Source organism: Acinetobacter sp. YH01025 (genome assembly GCF_013420185.1).
GTDB classification, from domain to species: Bacteria; Pseudomonadota; Gammaproteobacteria; order Pseudomonadales; family Moraxellaceae; genus Acinetobacter; species Acinetobacter indicus.
The window spans coordinates 110,312-127,826 of record NZ_VOYR01000007.1; the positions used below are offsets into that span (position 1 = coordinate 110,312).

Annotated in this window: 15 protein-coding genes; 3 read left to right on the forward strand and 12 right to left on the reverse strand. The window is 47.9% G+C overall.

The window, feature by feature from the left end; all coding sequences use genetic code 11:
- Positions 1-2: 2 nt before the first annotated feature.
- Complete coding sequence (gene phoR / locus FTT89_RS09050) at positions 3-1,358, forward strand: phosphate regulon sensor histidine kinase PhoR (RefSeq protein ID WP_016658705.1); 1,356 nt, start codon at positions 3-5, stop codon at positions 1,356-1,358.
- Positions 1,359-1,419: 61 nt separating this feature from the next.
- Here phoR and asd read toward each other — a convergent pair whose 3' ends face one another.
- From asd to FTT89_RS09075, 5 genes are all read right to left on the reverse strand, one after another.
- Positions 1,420-2,271 (reverse strand): archaetidylserine decarboxylase, encoded by an 852-nt coding sequence (asd, locus tag FTT89_RS09055; RefSeq protein ID WP_005180897.1) that lies wholly within the window; start codon positions 2,269-2,271, stop codon positions 1,420-1,422.
- On the reverse strand, positions 2,268-3,110 hold the full coding sequence (locus tag FTT89_RS09060) for a sulfurtransferase (RefSeq protein WP_005180899.1): 843 nt from the start codon (positions 3,108-3,110) through the stop codon (positions 2,268-2,270). The genes asd and FTT89_RS09060 overlap by 4 nt, the downstream gene beginning before the upstream one ends.
- A gap of 167 nt (positions 3,111-3,277) precedes the next feature.
- Complete coding sequence (gene pncB, locus FTT89_RS09065) at positions 3,278-4,477, reverse strand: nicotinate phosphoribosyltransferase (protein ID WP_104470560.1); 1,200 nt, start codon at positions 4,475-4,477, stop codon at positions 3,278-3,280.
- A gap of 118 nt (positions 4,478-4,595) precedes the next feature.
- Positions 4,596-5,126: an ankyrin repeat domain-containing protein gene (locus FTT89_RS09070; protein WP_005180904.1), complete on the reverse strand. Its 531-nt coding sequence runs from the start codon at positions 5,124-5,126 to the stop codon at positions 4,596-4,598.
- Positions 5,127-5,311: 185 nt separating this feature from the next.
- Entirely contained in the window at positions 5,312-6,826 is a 1,515-nt protein-coding gene (locus FTT89_RS09075) for a catalase (protein ID WP_005180906.1), read from the reverse strand.
- Positions 6,827-7,048: 222 nt separating this feature from the next.
- Here FTT89_RS09075 and dtd point away from each other — a divergent pair, with 222 nt between their 5' ends.
- Entirely contained in the window at positions 7,049-7,489 is a 441-nt protein-coding gene (gene dtd / locus FTT89_RS09080; RefSeq protein WP_005180909.1) for a D-aminoacyl-tRNA deacylase, read from the forward strand.
- A gap of 70 nt (positions 7,490-7,559) precedes the next feature.
- Here the strand turns inward: dtd and FTT89_RS09085 are convergent, their stop codons facing one another.
- The 3 genes from FTT89_RS09085 to serB all read right to left on the reverse strand — a co-directional run bounded on the left by FTT89_RS09085 (position 7,560) and on the right by serB (position 10,156).
- Positions 7,560-8,045 (reverse strand): hypothetical protein, encoded by a 486-nt coding sequence (locus FTT89_RS09085; RefSeq protein ID WP_016658700.1) that lies wholly within the window; start codon positions 8,043-8,045, stop codon positions 7,560-7,562.
- A gap of 154 nt (positions 8,046-8,199) precedes the next feature.
- Entirely contained in the window at positions 8,200-8,535 is a 336-nt protein-coding gene (aciT, locus tag FTT89_RS09090) for a ciprofloxacin tolerance protein AciT (protein ID WP_005180916.1), read from the reverse strand.
- A gap of 400 nt (positions 8,536-8,935) precedes the next feature.
- Positions 8,936-10,156: a phosphoserine phosphatase SerB gene (gene serB / locus FTT89_RS09095; RefSeq protein ID WP_005180917.1), complete on the reverse strand. Its 1,221-nt coding sequence runs from the start codon at positions 10,154-10,156 to the stop codon at positions 8,936-8,938.
- A 77-nt stretch (positions 10,157-10,233) separates the two neighbouring features.
- On the opposite strand from serB, the gene FTT89_RS09100 reads away from it, so the two are divergent.
- On the forward strand, positions 10,234-11,487 hold the full coding sequence (locus FTT89_RS09100) for a hypothetical protein (protein WP_005180919.1): 1,254 nt from the start codon (positions 10,234-10,236) through the stop codon (positions 11,485-11,487).
- Positions 11,488-11,550: 63 nt separating this feature from the next.
- Here the strand turns inward: FTT89_RS09100 and ppk1 are convergent, their stop codons facing one another.
- From ppk1 to mhpT, 4 genes are all read right to left on the reverse strand, one after another.
- A complete protein-coding gene (gene ppk1 / locus FTT89_RS09105) occupies positions 11,551-13,614 on the reverse strand; it encodes a polyphosphate kinase 1 (RefSeq protein ID WP_180061628.1) in 2,064 nt (687 codons plus the stop codon).
- A 238-nt stretch (positions 13,615-13,852) separates the two neighbouring features.
- Positions 13,853-14,782, reverse strand: a complete 930-nt coding sequence (locus tag FTT89_RS09110) for a bile acid:sodium symporter family protein (protein ID WP_180172844.1) — start codon at positions 14,780-14,782, stop codon at positions 13,853-13,855.
- Between the two features lie 37 nt (positions 14,783-14,819).
- A complete protein-coding gene (gene pncA / locus FTT89_RS09115; RefSeq protein ID WP_163140786.1) occupies positions 14,820-15,476 on the reverse strand; it encodes a bifunctional nicotinamidase/pyrazinamidase in 657 nt (218 codons plus the stop codon).
- Positions 15,477-15,621: 145 nt separating this feature from the next.
- Positions 15,622-16,833: a 3-(3-hydroxy-phenyl)propionate transporter MhpT gene (mhpT, locus tag FTT89_RS09120; protein WP_180061627.1), complete on the reverse strand. Its 1,212-nt coding sequence runs from the start codon at positions 16,831-16,833 to the stop codon at positions 15,622-15,624.
- Positions 16,834-17,515: the final 682 nt, after the last annotated feature.

Consider the following 17,515-nt stretch of genomic DNA (forward strand, 5'->3'; position numbering starts at 1 on the left):
TTATGTATGAACCATACCCTGTCCCCGAACTGGCCCGTGACCACAAGAATGTCCGTTACAGCAGTTTGTGGACTTTTGCCAAACAAGATCTCCGTTTACTGATCTTTTTTTTAGTAATTGCAGGTTTTATTGGTCTCGGGATCGAACAGTTCTGGATCTGTATTTTTATTGGCTTTCTGGCGTTTTTCGCCACCCAAATGCGCTCCCTCTATCTGGTCAATGACTGGATTGCCAACCGTCCCTATGATGTTCCCCCCAATTTGCATGGCATTTGGGGGGCTTTATTATTTAATGTCTACCGCTCGCAGCGTCAGGAACGTATTGTCCAGGCCGAAATGGTCGGGCTGATTGACCGCGCTCAGTCGTCACTAGTGGCCCTGGCCGAAGCGGTAGTGCTGATTGATGATAACCATCAGATCGAATGGTGGAACCCGGCAGCAGAGCGCCTGCTCGGCATTCAGCCACTGGATCGTGGTCGCAATATTTTAACCATTTTGCGCCAACCGGCATTTATTGAATATTTTCATCATATTGATCAGGCACCAGATGGCTTGAAAATCAAATCGACCGTGCTGGATGAACACTATGTGCAGGTCAAAATGACCCGCTTTGGTGGCGAAAGCCGCCTGCTGGTGGCACATGACATGACCCGGATGCACAATCTGGAACAGATGCGCAAAGACTTTGTCGACAATATCTCGCACGAATTACGCACCCCGCTGACCGTACTGAGTGGCTATATTGAAACCTTTACCGACCAGGAAGACATGAATCCGCGCTGGAAACGTGCCTTTGAACAGATGCAGTCGCAAACCCGGCGTATGAATGCGCTGGTCAATGACCTGCTGCTGCTGTCGCGTCTGGAAAATGAAAAGACCATTGCTAAAAACCAGATTATTGACATGCCAAGTCTGATGAACCAGCTGTTTGATGATGCGCATGCCTACAATATTGATTATGGCCATACCCTGAATCTGGATATCGACAGTCATTGCGACCTGATTGGCTCCGATATGGAACTGGCCAGTGCCTTTAGCAATTTAATTACCAACGCCATCAAATACACCCCGAAAGGCGGCACCATTACCATTGGCTGGCATGATGATGGCGAGCATGGCTATTTTAGCGTGCAGGACACCGGCATCGGCATTGATCCGAAACACCTGCCGCGTCTAACCGAACGTTTTTATCGGGTAGATAGCGCGCGTAGCCGTCAGACCGGCGGTACCGGTTTAGGGCTGGCCATCGTCAAGCATGTCTTGATGCAGCACAATGCCCATTTAGAAGTCGAGTCCAAAGAAAATAGCGGCTCAACCTTTAAGGCCGTCTTTCCCAAAGAACGGCTGTATAGCCTTTAAACCGAATACCCATAAAAATGCCCGGATTAATCCGGGCATTTTTCATTTCAATACAAACAGCTTAGAGGCGATGACCCATGGCTTTGCCCATTTCCACCAGAGAATTGGCCTGATACTGCGCATCCCACTGCATTTTATCCTGTTCAAATAAAATCACTGCGGTAGAACCGAGATAGAAACGACCCAGCTCGGCGCCTTTTTCCAGGAACAGGTCATGCTGGTTCAGCTCCAAACGGCCCGATGGTTTGACCTTGCCGGTGGCAACCGTTTCAATACCGGCCACAATCATGGCACCCACCAGCACCACCGCCATCCGGCCCATCTCGGTATCAAACAGGCAGACCATGCGTTCATTACGGGCAAACAGTCCCGGAATATGTTCTGCCGTGGTCTGGTTCACTGAAAACAGCTCGCCCGGTACATACAGAGTTTCAGTTAAGGTACCGGCAAATGGCATATGCACCCGGTGATAATCCCGCGGTGATAAATACACAGTGGCAAACTGGCCATTTTTAAACGGCTCGGCCAGCTGTGGATCGGCAATCAGGTTTTCAACCGTAAAGTTCTGGCCTTTGGCCTGAAAAATTGCACCATCTTCAATTTTACCCAGCTGGGAAATCGCGCCATCAGCCGGAGAAACAATGCTGTTCGGATCGGCATCGACCACACGCACCCCATCTTTTAAGGCACGGGTAAAGAATTCATTAAAGGATTTGAATTTCAGGGCATTGCCTTGCTCGGCAATCGACATATCAATTCCGTACTGCATTTTAAATGCCTGAATTACTGCGTTTTTCACCATCGGGTGTTCACTGGCAGCAATTTTACCCACCACACGAGACAACTGGTGCTGGGGTACCACGCGCTGGGCCTGAATAAATAATTGTTTTTTTAAACGAGATGTGAGGCTCAAGACGGCAACTCTCCGGTAATGATAGGACTGTCGAGGCGATTGCCCCATTCACTCCACGCACCTGCATACGCCCGGATTGGCCAACCCAGTAAACGGCCCAGAATATAGGCCAGACCGGAACGATGATGAGACTGGCAGTACACCACCACCGGTTGGCTTAAATCAAAGCCAAGTTGTTCCAGACGTTGCTGCGTGCGTTCTAGCGGATGCAATTTTAAATGATTTTCGCGGTCAAGGGCAGTACTCCACTCGAAATGTCGGGCGCCCGGCATGTGACCGCCGCGTCGCGCCGCCAGTCGCTGTCCGCTATATTCTTCTGCAGTGCGGCAATCCCAGAGTTGCAGTTCAGCACTTTGTACCTGCTCTAATAACGCATCATATTGAATTTGATACTGATCATTCAGCTGTACCGGCACCAAATGCTCAACCGGCGCAAAGCTCGGCAGCTCCGACGAGGTCGGCAGACCGGCCGCCAGCCAGGCATGAATCCCGCCATTGAGCAGGCTAGTGTTTTCAAAACCTAAACAATGTAAATTCCACAGCAAACGCCCGGCCCAGGCTCCGCCTTCATCGTCATAGGCCACCACATGATGCTCAGGGGAAATATTTAAATAGCGGATCAGTTCTTCCAGGCCGTCCTGCTCCGGCAATAAACCCGAAGCATACTCTTCCTGACGCAGCAATAGTTTTGGCTTTACATGTAGCGCATGTGGAATATGCAGCTGTTCATAGACCGAGTTGCGGCTTAAATCGACAATACGTAATTTTTCACTGCCTAAATAGGGCACCAGGTCTTCGGCTTCAATCAACAGACCGAAATTGATCGTGGCATCATTCATCGTGGTTGTATGTTTTATCACTATCCTTGTCCCTGATGTTAGCACAAGTCATTTTTAGGATTATCCTGAATTTCTGCATTCCTTGCGCAGAAAAATGGATAGAGGTCAACGCGCCAGCAGGGAGATGGCGAGGTCCAGCATCGGCTGAACCTGGCCTGTATTTTTGCTTATTCCTGAATATCAAACACCTGACGCAAATAAGCGAGGAAGGTGTCGTTGTCGGTCATGGTTTTGCCCGGACTGTCGGAAATTTTGGCCACCGACTGACGGTTACATTCCACCAGCTTTAACACAATATTCAGCGGGGTTTGTCCCATATCATTGGTCAGGTTGGTGCCAATCCCGAAACTGACCTGGAAGCGGTCTTTAAAGTAGTTGTGTAGCGCCCAGGCTTTTTCCAGGGTCAGGCCATCACTAAAGGTCAGCATCTTGGTTTTGCTGTCAATTTTCAGCTTTTTATAATGGGCATAGGCTTTGTCGCCCCAGCTATACGGGTCGCCACTGTCATGGCGCAGGCCATCAAACAGTTTGGCAAAATACAGGTCAAAATCACGCAGGAAGGCATCCATCCCGACCACATCGGTCAGGGCAATCCCCAAGTCACCCCGATATTCCTGTACCCAGGTTTCCAGCGCCGCTTTCTGGAAGTCGCGCAAACGCACATCCAGCGCCTGAAAGGCCTGTAAAAATTCATGCGCCATGGTGCCAATTGGAGTAATGCCAAGCTTTTTGGCCAGCAGCACATTGCTGGTACCGCGGAATACGCCCGGCGCGGCGGCATTAATCTGCTGCACCACATGCTTTTGCCAGGCAAAGCTGTAACGGCGGCGTGTACCAAAATCCGAAACCAGAAACGGCGGATCTTCTGGATTCTGCTCAGCGGCATATTGCTGTACCAAGGCCACTTTGGCCTGTAGACGGCGTTCACCTTCGGCCAGCACCTCGTCACTGCGAATACGGCTGAAATACAGCTCATTGACAATGGCTAGCACAAAAATCTCGAACATCATGGCCTGAACCATCGGGCCTTCTACCACAATATCCAGACGCCCTTCACTGTCGATGCCGGCACGAATAAAACGGCGTTTGAGCTGGAACAGCTCCAGATAATCCACAAAATCACTTTTGATAAAACGCAAGCTGCGTAAATACTGTAGTTCATCTTCTTTAAATTTCAGCTGGCACAGCAGATCAAGCTGATGGTTCAGATCATCCAGGATATCCGTGAGTGGATAAACCGTATCTTCAAGATTACGGCAACGGAAATGATAAAGACTGTGCGTTTGCGGAAACTTGTGTAATACCACTTGTAACATGGTGAATTTGTACAAGTCAGTATCAAGCAGGGATTGGATGATTGGCGCCATAACTTAGGAAATATCGCTGTGCTTATCTTTGCATTAAAGCATAAAAAGCCCTGCAATATTGCAGCAATTACATACAGCCAAGAGAAATATAGACCAAAGTACTGCTGTAAATAACAGCCTATTTATCTGCTTTTGTTTTAGGTTTTTCTGTTTCTTGGATGATTTTCTGTAGCTGTTTTTCCTGGCCAATCACTTTAGCAAATTCAGCCGTGGTTTTTTGTCCGGCCTTTTTGGCTTGGGCATCACAATCCACCTGACGCAGCTGCTTGGCAATGGCAAATTCCATTTTGAACAAGGCCCCCATTAAAGCGGTATTGCCGCGGTTGTCTCGGGCACAGCGGTCTGCACCATGTTTCAACAAGGTCGTAACAATACTCTGGTGACCATAATAGGTCGCCATCATCAGCGGGGTATAACCGTCTTTATTGCGCACATCGACCGGAAAGCCATGCTTTAAAAATTCGTTGATAACTTCGCTATTACCAATTTTGGCCGCAGCGAAGAACAGGTCGACCAATTCCTGTTGTGAAGTCATCTGAACGCTTGCCACAGTTTTCGCAGGGGAGACATTCTTCACTTCAGCAGCAGTTGCGAATGCGCAACTGAAGGCAAGAATACTGGCTAAAAATGCTTCTGGCATAACTTTCATGATGAACTCCAACAGAAATCGAAAAGAAAATTTCAGTCACTCAGGATTCAATTCACCTGAGATGAGATAGAAACAGAGTGCCTGTAAAACTCCCCCTAGGGTGCAGGAAAGGTTTGGAGTTTTACAGGACTTTTCGGAGGTGATGCGCTATACCCTAGTCACCAGTTCCTCAAGACCAATCGAGATTAGTCTTTTAATTTTGCAGCTTTAGCTTTAACCGTCGCCAGGTTACCGTTCACCGCTTTGGTCATACGGGTACCGTAGTCTGCATCTGCCTTGTAGAAATAAGACAACATGATGTGCTTGGTTTCTGAATCTTTCACTGCACCTAAGTCAGCAGCCAGGTTCATGATCAGGTCATCTTTCTCTTTAGCTGTGTATGAACGGTACAGCTCACCTGCCTGCTTGAAGTTCTGCTCTTTCACGCCAATTTGCTGTACATGACCAGATAATGGTGTTTGTACCGCACGTGCTTTTTCAGTGGCAGCTTTTGGCTCTTTACGGCTTGGCTCATAGTTCACATCTGAGTCACGCTCAGATACATTCATGTAGCCATCCTGGTTATTGTTGTTCACATTTACCACTGGACGGTTGACTGGAATCTGCTGATGATTTGCACCCAGACGGTACATTTGTGTATCTGAATAAGAGAAGATACGGCCTTGTAACAGACGGTCTTCTGATGGCTCGATACCTGGAACCAGGTTACCTGGCGCAAATGCTGACTGTTCAGTTTCATTGAAGAAGTTCTTCGGCATACGGTTCAGGGTCAAGGTACCGACTTTAGTTTCTGGAACCAGCTCAGTTGGCCAGATTTTAGTTGGATCTAGCGGATCGAAATCAAACTTGCCCAGGTCTTTAGGATCAAGCACCTGAATATACAGATCCCATTTCGGGAAGTTACCTGCATAGATGTTGTTATAAAGATCATTGGTCAAATGGTTGAAATCTTTACCTTGCTGCTCAGCCGCTTCTTTCACGTTCAAGCCCTTCACGCCTTGTTTAGAACGGAAGTTGAATTTCACGTACTTGTATTCGCCTTTGTCGTTATACAGTTTGTAAGCGTGAACCCCAAAACCGTCCTGTTCGCGGTAGCTGGTTGGAACACCTTGCTTGCCGTATACATAGGTCAGCATGTTGGTTGCCCATGGCTGGCTCGACAAGAAATCAAACACACGGTTGGCATCTTGTACGTTAGTCACCGGGCTTGGCTTCATGGCATGAATGAAGTCTGGGAATTTGATCGCATCACGGATAAAGAAGACCGGTGTCTGGTTACCGACCAAGTCCCAGTTACCTTCTTGTGTGTAGAACTTCACTGCGAAACCATGTGGGTCACGTAGGGTCTCTGGTGAGCCTTTACCATGAATTACGGTAGAGAAACGTAGGAAAACTGGAGTTTTAGTACCGGCTTTGAACAATGAAGCAAGGGTCAGATCAGATAGGTCTTTGGTTGCAACGAATTCACCATAGGCACCCGTACCACGCGCATGTACCACACGCTCAGGAATACGCTCACGACCAAAACGTTGTAATTTTTGAACTAATTGTACATCTTGAAGTAAAACGGAACCATTTGGACCAGCAGTGATCGAGTTCTGGTTATCCCCCACTGGCGCGCCGTTATCTTTAGTTAATGGGGCAGCTTGTGCGGCTGTGACAGTTGCAAGCATTGCAACCAGTAATGAACGCTTAAACATTTCTAAATCTCTCAATTTATTACCTTTCGTGCATGGGCTAAGATAGTCGAGAGTAAAAAATAGATAAAACAGATAATTTTTATAAATTCAATCGTGTTTTTAGATTATTTAAAATATTATCAAATATAGTCAATAGATTAGAATACATTTTAAGCAGAGCTAATCTGCAGACTTGCTGCGGTTCTTGTACAATGCACATAATTTTCAGTTTTTGAGTCAAATATGCGCGCATTATTACAGCGAGTGCTAGAAGCCAAAGTCGTTGTTGAGGGTGAAACAACCGGAGAAATTCAGCACGGTATCTTGGTCTTTTTAGGGATTGGTAAGGAAGATACCCTAGAAAAAGGCCAGAAGCTGATTGATAAAATCCTGAAATACCGTTTCTTTGATGATGAACAGGGAAAAATGGGCTGGAACGTTGCCCAGGCGGGCGGTGGTTTATTGCTGGTTTCACAGTTTACCCTGATGGCCCAAACCCAAAAAGGTTTACGTCCTGACTTCGGTCCGGCCATGCCACCGGCTGAAGCAAAAGCCTTGTATGAACAGCTGGTTGAATATGCACAAAGCCAGTTTGATCATGTACAAACTGGTATTTTTGCCGCCGACATGAAAGTGCATCTGATCAATGACGGGCCGGTGACCTTTCAGCTGGAAATTGAATAAGTCTCTACCGGGTGCATAAAAAAAGGTCTTCCACTGGAAGACCTTTTTCTTGGGCGTTTCGACGCAGCAATCAGATTGATTTGCCGGTTTTCTGCTTAATAAACTGACGCGCCATTTTAATTTTTTCTTTGACCGGTTTTGGCAACTTTGGTGGTACCAGTTTCGCGACCTGGTTAAACCAGACCAGCAGACCAAAATCACCTTCCATTTTAATGGTGCCATTTTGCATGCCGGTCATAAAGGCAGTCGGATCGCCTTTCATCAGGGTTTTCACGCCCTGCTCGCTGTCGGCGAACTGCAAAATAAAATCGGCTTTTTCAGCATCACCCGACACGGTATCAATGTCGCCATTATTGACAATAATCTGACGGGCAAAACCGGTATCGGTACCAATTTGGATGCGGAACTGACGCTCATGAACCAACTCAATAAATTTAGGGCTGGTACGGGCAAGCTGCTTCATACGCAAAGCCAAACCTGTCACGAGTAAATCAAGCGGATCCGTGCTGACATCAACCAGAGGGAGTTTCACGACAGGAATTGAGGAAAGTTTCATGACGTCCGGGCCTATTGTAATTGTTGGGTTAGATTGCTTTTCATCCTACCATAAACAGCTGATTTTTCAGCAAGGCTTTGTATAACAATCATTATCGAAAGTAAAAAAAAATGTACATGACTGTACATTTTTTGGACGTTTTATCTGTATAGACTTAACGGCTGGAATACTGCTGCTGGTCATCTTCATACACTGGGGTATGTTCGATATAACGTCTTTTGGCCAATGCACGCTCTGCACGACGGTCTTCGCGTAGCAGAAGCAATGTCACAACAATCATCGCCAGGGTTAATGCAGACAGATAGCTGTAGGTCACAGGCAGTTCAAAAACAGTTTGTACGCTAAAACGGACCGTTTCTAAAATGCCCCAAAATGCCATACCGGCCAACATGAAGCTTAACCAACGACGATAAGGCGAAAAGAAAACAGCAATCAAAGCAGCCGCTACCAAGCTCAAGCCGACTATAGTTGCTAAATTCGCTGTTAACATAAAAACCTCCGTCCAAAAATGGATGTGGATCTTGTCGAGTCCCCATGCCATCTTCAATACTTGTAAATGAATGGCAAGGCCAATTTCAAATCTATGGAAGCATTATGAGTAGTTTTCTGGATAAAAAAAGACTTAAATTTTGACCACGCGACACACATTGTCGCAATATTATATTGTCATTACACTTTTTTAATTTTAAAGATTTCTGAAGATAAGGCTACTCCTTCTTTCGCGTGTCATTACAAAAAAACAACCTGCAAAACTGCCCTGAAAATATTTTTTTCGATGTTTTTAAAGCAGATTTCGATTCAGTCAAAAAATGAACATTTGCCCTTGTTCACTGATTTTGCATAAAAAAAGCGCAGCCCTTATGCTGCGCTTGATTCAACCTGTGATGTGCTTAAGCCCGGTTCAGGTCTTTATCATGGACACCTAATAGATACAAAACACCATCCAAGCCAACGCTGGAAATCGCCTGATTGGCATTTTCACGTACCAGCGGTTTGGCACGGAAAGCAACCCCCAGACCGGCAATGGATAGCATTGGCAGGTCATTGGCACCATCACCTACCGCAATGGCCTGCTCCAGAGAAATACCCATTTTCTCGGCCAGTTCACGCAGCAACAGGGCTTTACGCGCACCATCCACAATATGGCCTTTCACTTCACCGGTCACTACGCCATGCTCGACATCCAGAATATTGGCATGTACTTCATCAATCCCCAGCTTGTCCTGCAGATATTCGGCAAAGTACTGGAATCCGCCCGATAGAATCGCAGTGCGATAGCCCAGGGCTTTTAAGGTCGAAATCAGACGCTCGGCGCCTTCAGTCACGGTTAAACGCTCGGCGATTTTTGGCAGAACCGACGCATCCAGACCTTTTAGCAAGGCCACACGGGCACGGAAACTTTGCTGGAAATCCAGCTCGCCCTGCATGGCACGCTCGGTAATTTCAGCCACTTGTGCACCGACACCGGCTTCAATCGCCAGTTCGTCAATCACTTCCTGCTCAATTAAGGTTGAGTCCATGTCAAAGCAGACCAAACGACGGTTACGGCGATAAGCATTGTCTTCCTGTACCGCGACATCGACGCTTAGCGCGTTGGACAGGCTTAAACAGGCGGCACGCATGGCTGCGGCATCGAGCATCTGACCGCTTAAACCAAACTGCACACAGGCACGTTTTGGCCCCTGGCTGGAACCATCTGCTGCCGGACGGCCAGACAGACGGGTCACGGTCTCAATATTGAAACCCTGGCTGGATACAATTTGTGTTACTGCCTGCAGATGAGAGGCATTGAGTTCTGGCGCCAAAGCCGTCACGATGTAACGAGTACGGCCACCTTCATTGACCCATTGTTCATACTCTGTTGCAGAGATCGGTTTAAAGCGCACAGTTAAGCCAATATCATGTGCTAAAATCAGGATCTCTTTCATGGCTAATGCGGTAGCCGTCTGGTCATCTGATGAGACGACAATACCTAAAGTCAACTGGTTATGAATGACCGCCTGACCGACATCTAAGATTTGTAAGGAATGAGCGGACAGAACCTGCATTAATCGAGTAAACTGATTCGGTTGGTCAGGTCCTAAAAATGATATAAGAATGATTTCTCGCATGAATTGACTCGGGTCTGAGCTACAACTATTGTTAGAATCATAATCGAAATTAAGTAGAATTACTTTGGAAGTTTACGTTGAATGCGCCTAGACAAGGGCTATTTGCTAGCCTACTGACCATAAGTTTTGCCTTGCATACCTTTTTACTGGTACTGGCAACGACTCACCAGCTCAATGAAAATCGGGCCAGTCAAGGCCAGCTGATCACCAGCCAGCTGGTCACAGACAGCCTGTCCGAGCTGGAACCGGCCAATACCGTTTCACTGGCACTTCTGGCCGATCGTTATGCCACCAACCCGAGTATTGCCTCAATTCGCATTCTGAATACCAACAATCAGGTGCTGGCCACCGGTGGCCTGGCCAAAACCCGTCAGGGTGAAGTCTTTGTACGCGATGCGCTGCAAAACGAAAAGAAAGTCGGCACCATTGAAGTGACCCTGGTCAAACCAAGTATTGGCGAAATTCTGCGTACCCAGTGGATGGCGATTCTCAGTTCGCTGTTTATTCATGCCCTGCTGTGGCTGGCCTATCGTGCGATTGCCCGTCCAAGCCGTTCAGAATATCTGGCGCGTATCAACAATGAATCGCGTCTGAAACACGAAATCCAGAATCTGACCCAGGCACTGGAGCAGGAAAAACACAATACCGCATTGGCGATTGCACAGGCGCAGCAACAGGCCAAAGCCGCACCAAAACTGAAAGAAAACAAACCGGCCCCGGTTGATCAGCATACAATTTCGTTAAACATCCAGTTCTATGATCCGAAACAGTTGATGGATACGGTCAACAAAACCGTTTCGGTGCCGTATTTTAATCTATGCCAGATTTTCCTGAACAAGAGCATCGAGCTGTGTGTGCAGCACTATAAACTTAGCCAGCAGGATATCACCACGGTACAACCATTCCATGAAGATGGCGCCACCTTAAGCATGTCGGCCGATAAACCGAATGCGGCACCGTGTCTGGCGATGATTGGCACCGTGTTCCAGCTGCTGTCTGAAGTGCTGTATAAACGCTACCGTGAAGAAAAACGCTTTGTGCTGCAAACCCGCAGTGCACTGTCCAGCCCGGTCGATGCCATGCAGCTGTCTTCGGTGCAGGCGGCAGAACGCTTGGTCAGCCAGCTGTCAGCTAAGGAAAATGCGGTGCATTTACCGCATGAATTACTGAAAACCCTGTCCGATCATTATGAACTGGTCAGTATGCCAAACCCGACCAATGTGCTGACCCGGCATGCCTATATGGTCAATGGCATGGACAGTGAAGCGGCCGAACTGGCCCAGCAGTTAAGAACTGAAATTTTACGTGGCAAGCACTCTAAAGCGTCTTAAGACGCAGCAGCCGCTGTCGTCTGATCAAAATCCTGACCCGTGTCAGGATTTTTTGATAGAGGCTTAGAGTTTGAGGAGCTTTTTTTGCAGTAAATAGGCCTGTGCACTGTGCAGGGGCTGTTCCGGTTCCGGCTGCACTTTCTGCCAGTGGCCATCGGACTGCAATTCCCAGGCATTCTGGTTGTCATTTAAATAGCTGCGTAAACCATCTTCGACAATACATTTCTTGATCTTGCTGTCCAGAATCGGGAAACAGGTTTCAACCCGTGAGAACAGGTTACGTCCCATCCAGTCAGCGCTGGCACAGAACAGTTTTTTCTCGCCGCCATGTTCAAAATAATAGACGCGGGTATGTTCCAGGAAACGACCGACAATCGAACGCACCCGGATATTGTCTGACATGCCCGGCACTTGGGGAATCAGGCAGCAAATCGAACGGATAATCAGATCAACCTGCACCCCGGCCTGCGAGGCACGGTATAGCGCCGCAATCAGTTGTGGCTCGGTCAGGGCATTGACTTTAATCATGATCTGCGCGGCTTTGCCGGCCTGGGCAAATTCAATTTCCTGTTCAATCAGTTTCAGCAGTTCAGTGTGCAGGGTGAACGGCGCATGCAGCAGGTTTTTCAGTTTGGCCATTTTGCCCATGCCGGTCAGTTCCTGGAACATGCGGTGCACATCTTCACAGATATCCGGCTGGGTGGTCATCAGGCCGTAGTCGGTGTACATGCGCGCATTGCCGGCATGGTAGTTACCGGTGCCCAAGTGCACATAACGCACCAGCTGGTCCTGCTCGCGGCGTACCACCAGAATCATTTTGGCATGGGTTTTATAGCCGACAATGCCATACACCACTACCGCACCGGCTTCCTGCAGCACGTTGGCAACCATGATATTGGATTCTTCGTCGAAGCGGGCACGCAGTTCAATGACCGCAGTGACTTCCTTGCCATTACGCGCCGCTTCAGCCAGTACCTGCACAATTTCCGAGTCCGGACCACTGCGATACAGGGTCTGTTTAATTGCCAGCACATGCGGATCTTTGGCCGCTTCTTTGAGCAGGCTGATCACCGGCTGAAAAGAATCAAACGGATGATGCAGCAATACATCCTGCTTTTTCAGCACCTCAAAAATTGGTTTCTGCTTGCGAAATACCGGCGGAATCACCGGACTAAAAATCGGATATTTCAGTTCCGGACGGTCAAAACTGGTGGTGAGACGCGACAGGTTAATCGGGCCACTGGTCTGATACAGCTGCTGCTGATCCAGATCAAACTCATCTAGCAAGTAGTCAATAATACTCTGCGGGCAGTCATCTTCAATTTCCAGACGCACCGCACGACCAAAACGGCGTGATGACAGCTCATCTTTTAAGGCCACCGCCAGATCATCGACATCTTCCGACAGAATCAGGTCGGCATTTCGGGTGACACGAAAAGCATAGCAGCCGGTGGCTTTCATGCCTGGGAACAGGTCATTGATATGCTGCTGGATAATTGCCGTCAGGAAAATCTGTTCCTCCCCTTCCCCGGCCACTTCAGGCGGCAAGGTAATTAAGCGCGGCAAGGAACGTGGGGCTGGCACAATCGCCATTTCAATTTCACGGCCAAAGGCATCCTTACCTTCCAGACTGACAATAAAGTTCAGGCTTTTATTGACCAGTCGCGGAAACGGATGTGACGGGTCCAGACTGATTGGGGTCAGTACCGGCTGGACCTGTTTGGCAAAATACTGGGCAATCCAGGGTTTATGCTTGTCCTGAATTTGTGGATATTGGATAAAACGAATCCCGGCCTGCTGCAACTGCGGCAGAATGTCCTGATTTAAGGTGCGATATTGCAGCTCGACCGCCGCATGAATTTCTTCAGATAACTGTGCCAGCACCAGTTCGGTCGGAATTGCATCCGGAGTGCGGGTCAGGGCATTTAAATCCAGCTGTTTCATTAAACCCGCCACGCGGATTTCAAAAAACTCATCCAGATTTCGGGAAAAAATAATCAGAAAGTTTAAGCGTTCCAGCAGCGGCAGACGCTCATCCAGCGCTTGGGCCAATACCCGTTGATGGAACTCGAATAATGCCAGTTCCCGATTGAAATAGGTCATGGATGAATGCTGAAAATCGCTCATATCTCACTCTATGCTGTCTTACAACAGTCTGTTTGTGCCGCCTCTGTGAGGGCATCTTAGAAATTGAATATGACAGTTGTGTTACAAAAATGACCAAATGATGAAAATTAGCCCAAATTTGTTCAAAATAAAAATCTGTTTTTTATCATTTTTTTGTTTTTTTATCTAATTAAAAAGACAGCATATTCAATATACTAAGGCATCCTTGCCTTGATGACAGCCGGATGACAGCTGTCCTTTATTGGCGCTGCCGGCTGGCCCAATAGGTGGCCAGTGCCGGTCCAGAAATATTGTGCCATAAACTGAAGATGGCGCTCGGCACGGCGGTCACCGGAGACGCGGCAAAATGCACCGCCGCCAAGGCCACGCCCAAGCCAGAATTCTGCATTCCGACTTCAATCGACACCGCTTTACTGTCGGCATAGGGCAATTTAAATAAACGCGCTGCCCAGAAACCAAGTAAATAGCCCAGGCCATTGTGCAGCATCACCACCGCTAAAATCAGCAAGCCGCTTTCCAGAATCTGTGCCCGGCTGCCGGCGATAATTGCCGCGACAATGGCAACAATCGCCACCACCGAAACCAGTGGCATCAGGGTAATGGAACGCTCTACCTGGGTTTTAAACAGCGTGCGTAGCAGCAGGCCCAGCACAATCGGGAACAGCACCACCTGTAAAATCGAGCTCAGCATGGACCAGGCATCAATTTCAATCCACTGACTGGCCAGCACAAAGAAAATCGCCGGGGTCAGTAGCGGCGCCAGCAAGGTCGACACCGAAGTACAGGCCACCGATAAGGCGGTATTGCCTTTGGCCATATAGGTAATTACATTGGAAGCTGTACCACCCGGACAGCAGCCAACCAGAATCACCCCAATGGCAATTTCCGCCGGTAACCGGAATAAGGCACATAACAGATAGGCCAACAGCGGCATCACCATAAACTGCGCGGCCACGCCAATCGCGACTGCTTTCGGGCTTTGCAGCACGCCTTTAAAATCCTGCAGTGACATGGTCATGCCCATACCAAACATGATGATGCCAAGCATCCAGGTGATATAGGCTTTTAACCAGACAAAAGCCTCTGGCTGATACATGGCAATCACGGCAAATAGCAGCACCCACAGGGCAAAAGTTTTCTGTACAAACTGGCTAAAACCTAACACCATAGACCTCGGCACGTTCTGAATGAATGATTCGGGCCAATCAGGCCAGGCTTGGCTGTGCAGCAGGCTGTAACAGGCCCAACACATCTTTGCTATAGACCCGTTTTACCCCATGCGCTAGCATCTCCTGCCAGGCATGTTGCAATGAACCTTTCAGGTCTATGCCTTTGCTGGCATCGGCAATGACAAAGGTATTAAAGCCCAGCTTGCAGGCATCTATGGCGGTCCAGGCCACGCAAAAATCGGTGGCAATGCCGGTAATAAACACCGTGTCGATACCACGCGCTTTTAAATAGCCAGCGAGACCGGTGGTGGTTTTCTGATCCGCTTCCATAAAGGCCGAATAGCTGTCAATTTGTGCATGAAAACCTTTACGGATAATCAGCTGCGCCTGCGGCAAGTCCAATGCCGGATGCAGTTCGGCATCGGCTGTGCCCTGGACGCAATGTGCCGGCCACAGCACCTGCTCGCCATATTCCAGCATCACCACTTCATACGGCTGTTTGCCCGGATGATTGTCGGCAAAAGAAATATGATTCTGCGGATGCCAGTCCTGGGTCAGGACAATATTGTCGAAGACCTGCCCCAGCTGGTTAATGATCGGAATAATCTGATCGGCATCAGCGACGGCCAAATTACCGCCCGGTGTAAATCCATTTTGTACATCTACTACGATCAATGCCGTCTGCGCTTGCATAACACCTATCCATGTTTCGCTTATTGTCAGCGTCCTAGCATATACCAAATGGATGGTTTTGTTGCAGCGGAATCATTGGACTGTACGGTGAAAACAAAACAGCCCGCATATGCGGGCTGTCTGAAGGGGTCGTTACAATGCGTGTTTAGTTTTGAATACGACGCACCAGCAGTAACATAAAGATGGCAGAGATCACGATACATGGAATCGCGGCAGAGATCACCCCTGCTGCACCAAAGCCAGCCGTTAACAGTGAACCGGCAATCGCAGGCCCAAGCATCGCACCAACACGGCCCACGGCAGACGCCACACCAATACCGGTACCACGCACTTCAGTTGGATACACAATACCACCGAAGGCATACAGTACACCCTGACAGCCAATGACGAATGCACCCACCAGCGCAGAGGCCAGATACATTTGAGTTAATGAACCTGCAGCGTTCAGTGCCAGCAGACCGGCCAGAATACCGCCATACATCAACAGAATGACATAGGCTTTTTTCCAGCGATCGGTCAGCATACCCAAAATAACGGTACCAATCGTCGCGCTGACCATAAAGTAGAACTGTGCAGTTGCGCCTTCTTTACGCGAGAAGCCCAGTTCCTGGAACAGCGACGGTAACCAGCTCAGCATGATGTACACCACCATCAGGGTGAAGAAATAGCTGACCCAGATGAACATGGTACGGAGCAGGTTGTTCGAGTTAAACAGATCCTTAAACGAACCTTGTGGCGTAGCTTCTGCTGTCGTATTCTTCGCAGCCTGATCTTTGGCTTTTAAATATTCCTTCGATTCTGGCAATAACCACATCATCACTGGAATGACGATAATCGGTAATAAACCGCCCAGGTAGAAAATGTTTTTCCAGTTAGAACCGAAATCGGTACTGGCAATTAACGATAAAATCGCAGCACCGACTGGCATACCACAGTACATCAGACCTACGGCACGGCCACGGTTTTGTGGTGATACCGCTTCAGAGGCCAGCGTAATCAGAATTGGCATGGCTGCACCCAGACCGGCACCGGCCAGGAAACGTACCGCCAGCAATGAGTTAAAGCTGTTGACCCATACGGTACATAAAGTAAAGACCGCAAACACGGCAGTCGACCAGATTAGCACCTGTTTACGGCCAATACGGTCTGCCACGCGTCCACCAACCAGTGCACCAGGCAATAAGCCCAGAATCCCTGCACTAAAAAACACCCCCAATTGCGAGCTATCGAGGCCAAAATGCTCACGGATACCAGCTGCGGCAATACCTGCTGCCTGGATATCCAAGCCTTCAATGACCGCAATCAAGAAACAGATGGCTACTGTCACAATCGCATGTCGATTATCTGATCTTTCCATTGGAGAATCCTTGTTTCAATCAGTGTTTATAAAAGGTTAAGGCCGCCATCATCTATGAGGATGTCCTTTGAATTAACTACCAATAAGTGGAATAAAGCGCTGGTCTGGCAAAAAATTAATAGACATTTCTTATTTTAAGACACGCAAACATATAGTTTTAGAAAGACTTAATTGAGGCATATCAATTTAAAAAAACATTAAAATCCATATAAATATCAACGATTAAAAACAAACAAACAGTCAAAATTATTATTTTCATTTAGATCTGAAAAAAATCATTCAGTAAAGTTTTAAGCAGGAAATGGCATTAAAAAAAAGCCTGTTCAAATAATTTTCAGGTCTAGTTTAAGTGTTTTTTTATCTTAATTCCGACCCTTTTACCTGGTTTTCACAGCTTTTTACTGCTTTTTCCAGGCAAAATTGCTGTCCGGACAGCTTCTATAGGCCTGTGCTTACTCACCAGTTCATTCTAAAGTCGAAGATGAACCGGAACTGCTGTAAAAGCACCAACTTATGCCTTATACCGGACTGTTTTGAGCAGCGGATAAAGTTGATATTGGCTTTGACTTACGGATATTGTTCTGACACACTGAATCAGTCATAATTTGCATAAGCATTATTCAATCATGACTTATTGAATTCTGACTCAAATCAAAATACTGCAACCATCCACGTTTTCTGT

Coding starts and splice junctions, on each gene's coding strand:
- phoR (WP_016658705.1), top strand. CDS start 3: ATGTATGAACCATACCCTGTCCCCGAACTGGCCCGTGACCACAAGAAT.
- serB (WP_005180917.1), bottom strand. CDS start 10,156: ATGCGAGAAATCATTCTTATATCATTTTTAGGACCTGACCAACCGAAT.
- FTT89_RS09070 (WP_005180904.1), bottom strand. CDS start 5,126: ATGAAAGTTATGCCAGAAGCATTTTTAGCCAGTATTCTTGCCTTCAGT.
- FTT89_RS09060 (WP_005180899.1), bottom strand. CDS start 3,110: ATGAATGATGCCACGATCAATTTCGGTCTGTTGATTGAAGCCGAAGAC.
- FTT89_RS09085 (WP_016658700.1), bottom strand. CDS start 8,045: ATGAAACTTTCCTCAATTCCTGTCGTGAAACTCCCTCTGGTTGATGTC.
- aciT (WP_005180916.1), bottom strand. CDS start 8,535: ATGTTAACAGCGAATTTAGCAACTATAGTCGGCTTGAGCTTGGTAGCG.
- ppk1 (WP_180061628.1), bottom strand. CDS start 13,614: ATGAGCGATTTTCAGCATTCATCCATGACCTATTTCAATCGGGAACTG.
- dtd (WP_005180909.1), top strand. CDS start 7,049: ATGCGCGCATTATTACAGCGAGTGCTAGAAGCCAAAGTCGTTGTTGAG.
- FTT89_RS09075 (WP_005180906.1), bottom strand. CDS start 6,826: ATGTTTAAGCGTTCATTACTGGTTGCAATGCTTGCAACTGTCACAGCC.
- pncA (WP_163140786.1), bottom strand. CDS start 15,476: ATGCAAGCGCAGACGGCATTGATCGTAGTAGATGTACAAAATGGATTT.
- mhpT (WP_180061627.1), bottom strand. CDS start 16,833: ATGGAAAGATCAGATAATCGACATGCGATTGTGACAGTAGCCATCTGT.
- pncB (WP_104470560.1), bottom strand. CDS start 4,477: ATGGCGCCAATCATCCAATCCCTGCTTGATACTGACTTGTACAAATTC.
- FTT89_RS09110 (WP_180172844.1), bottom strand. CDS start 14,782: ATGGTGTTAGGTTTTAGCCAGTTTGTACAGAAAACTTTTGCCCTGTGG.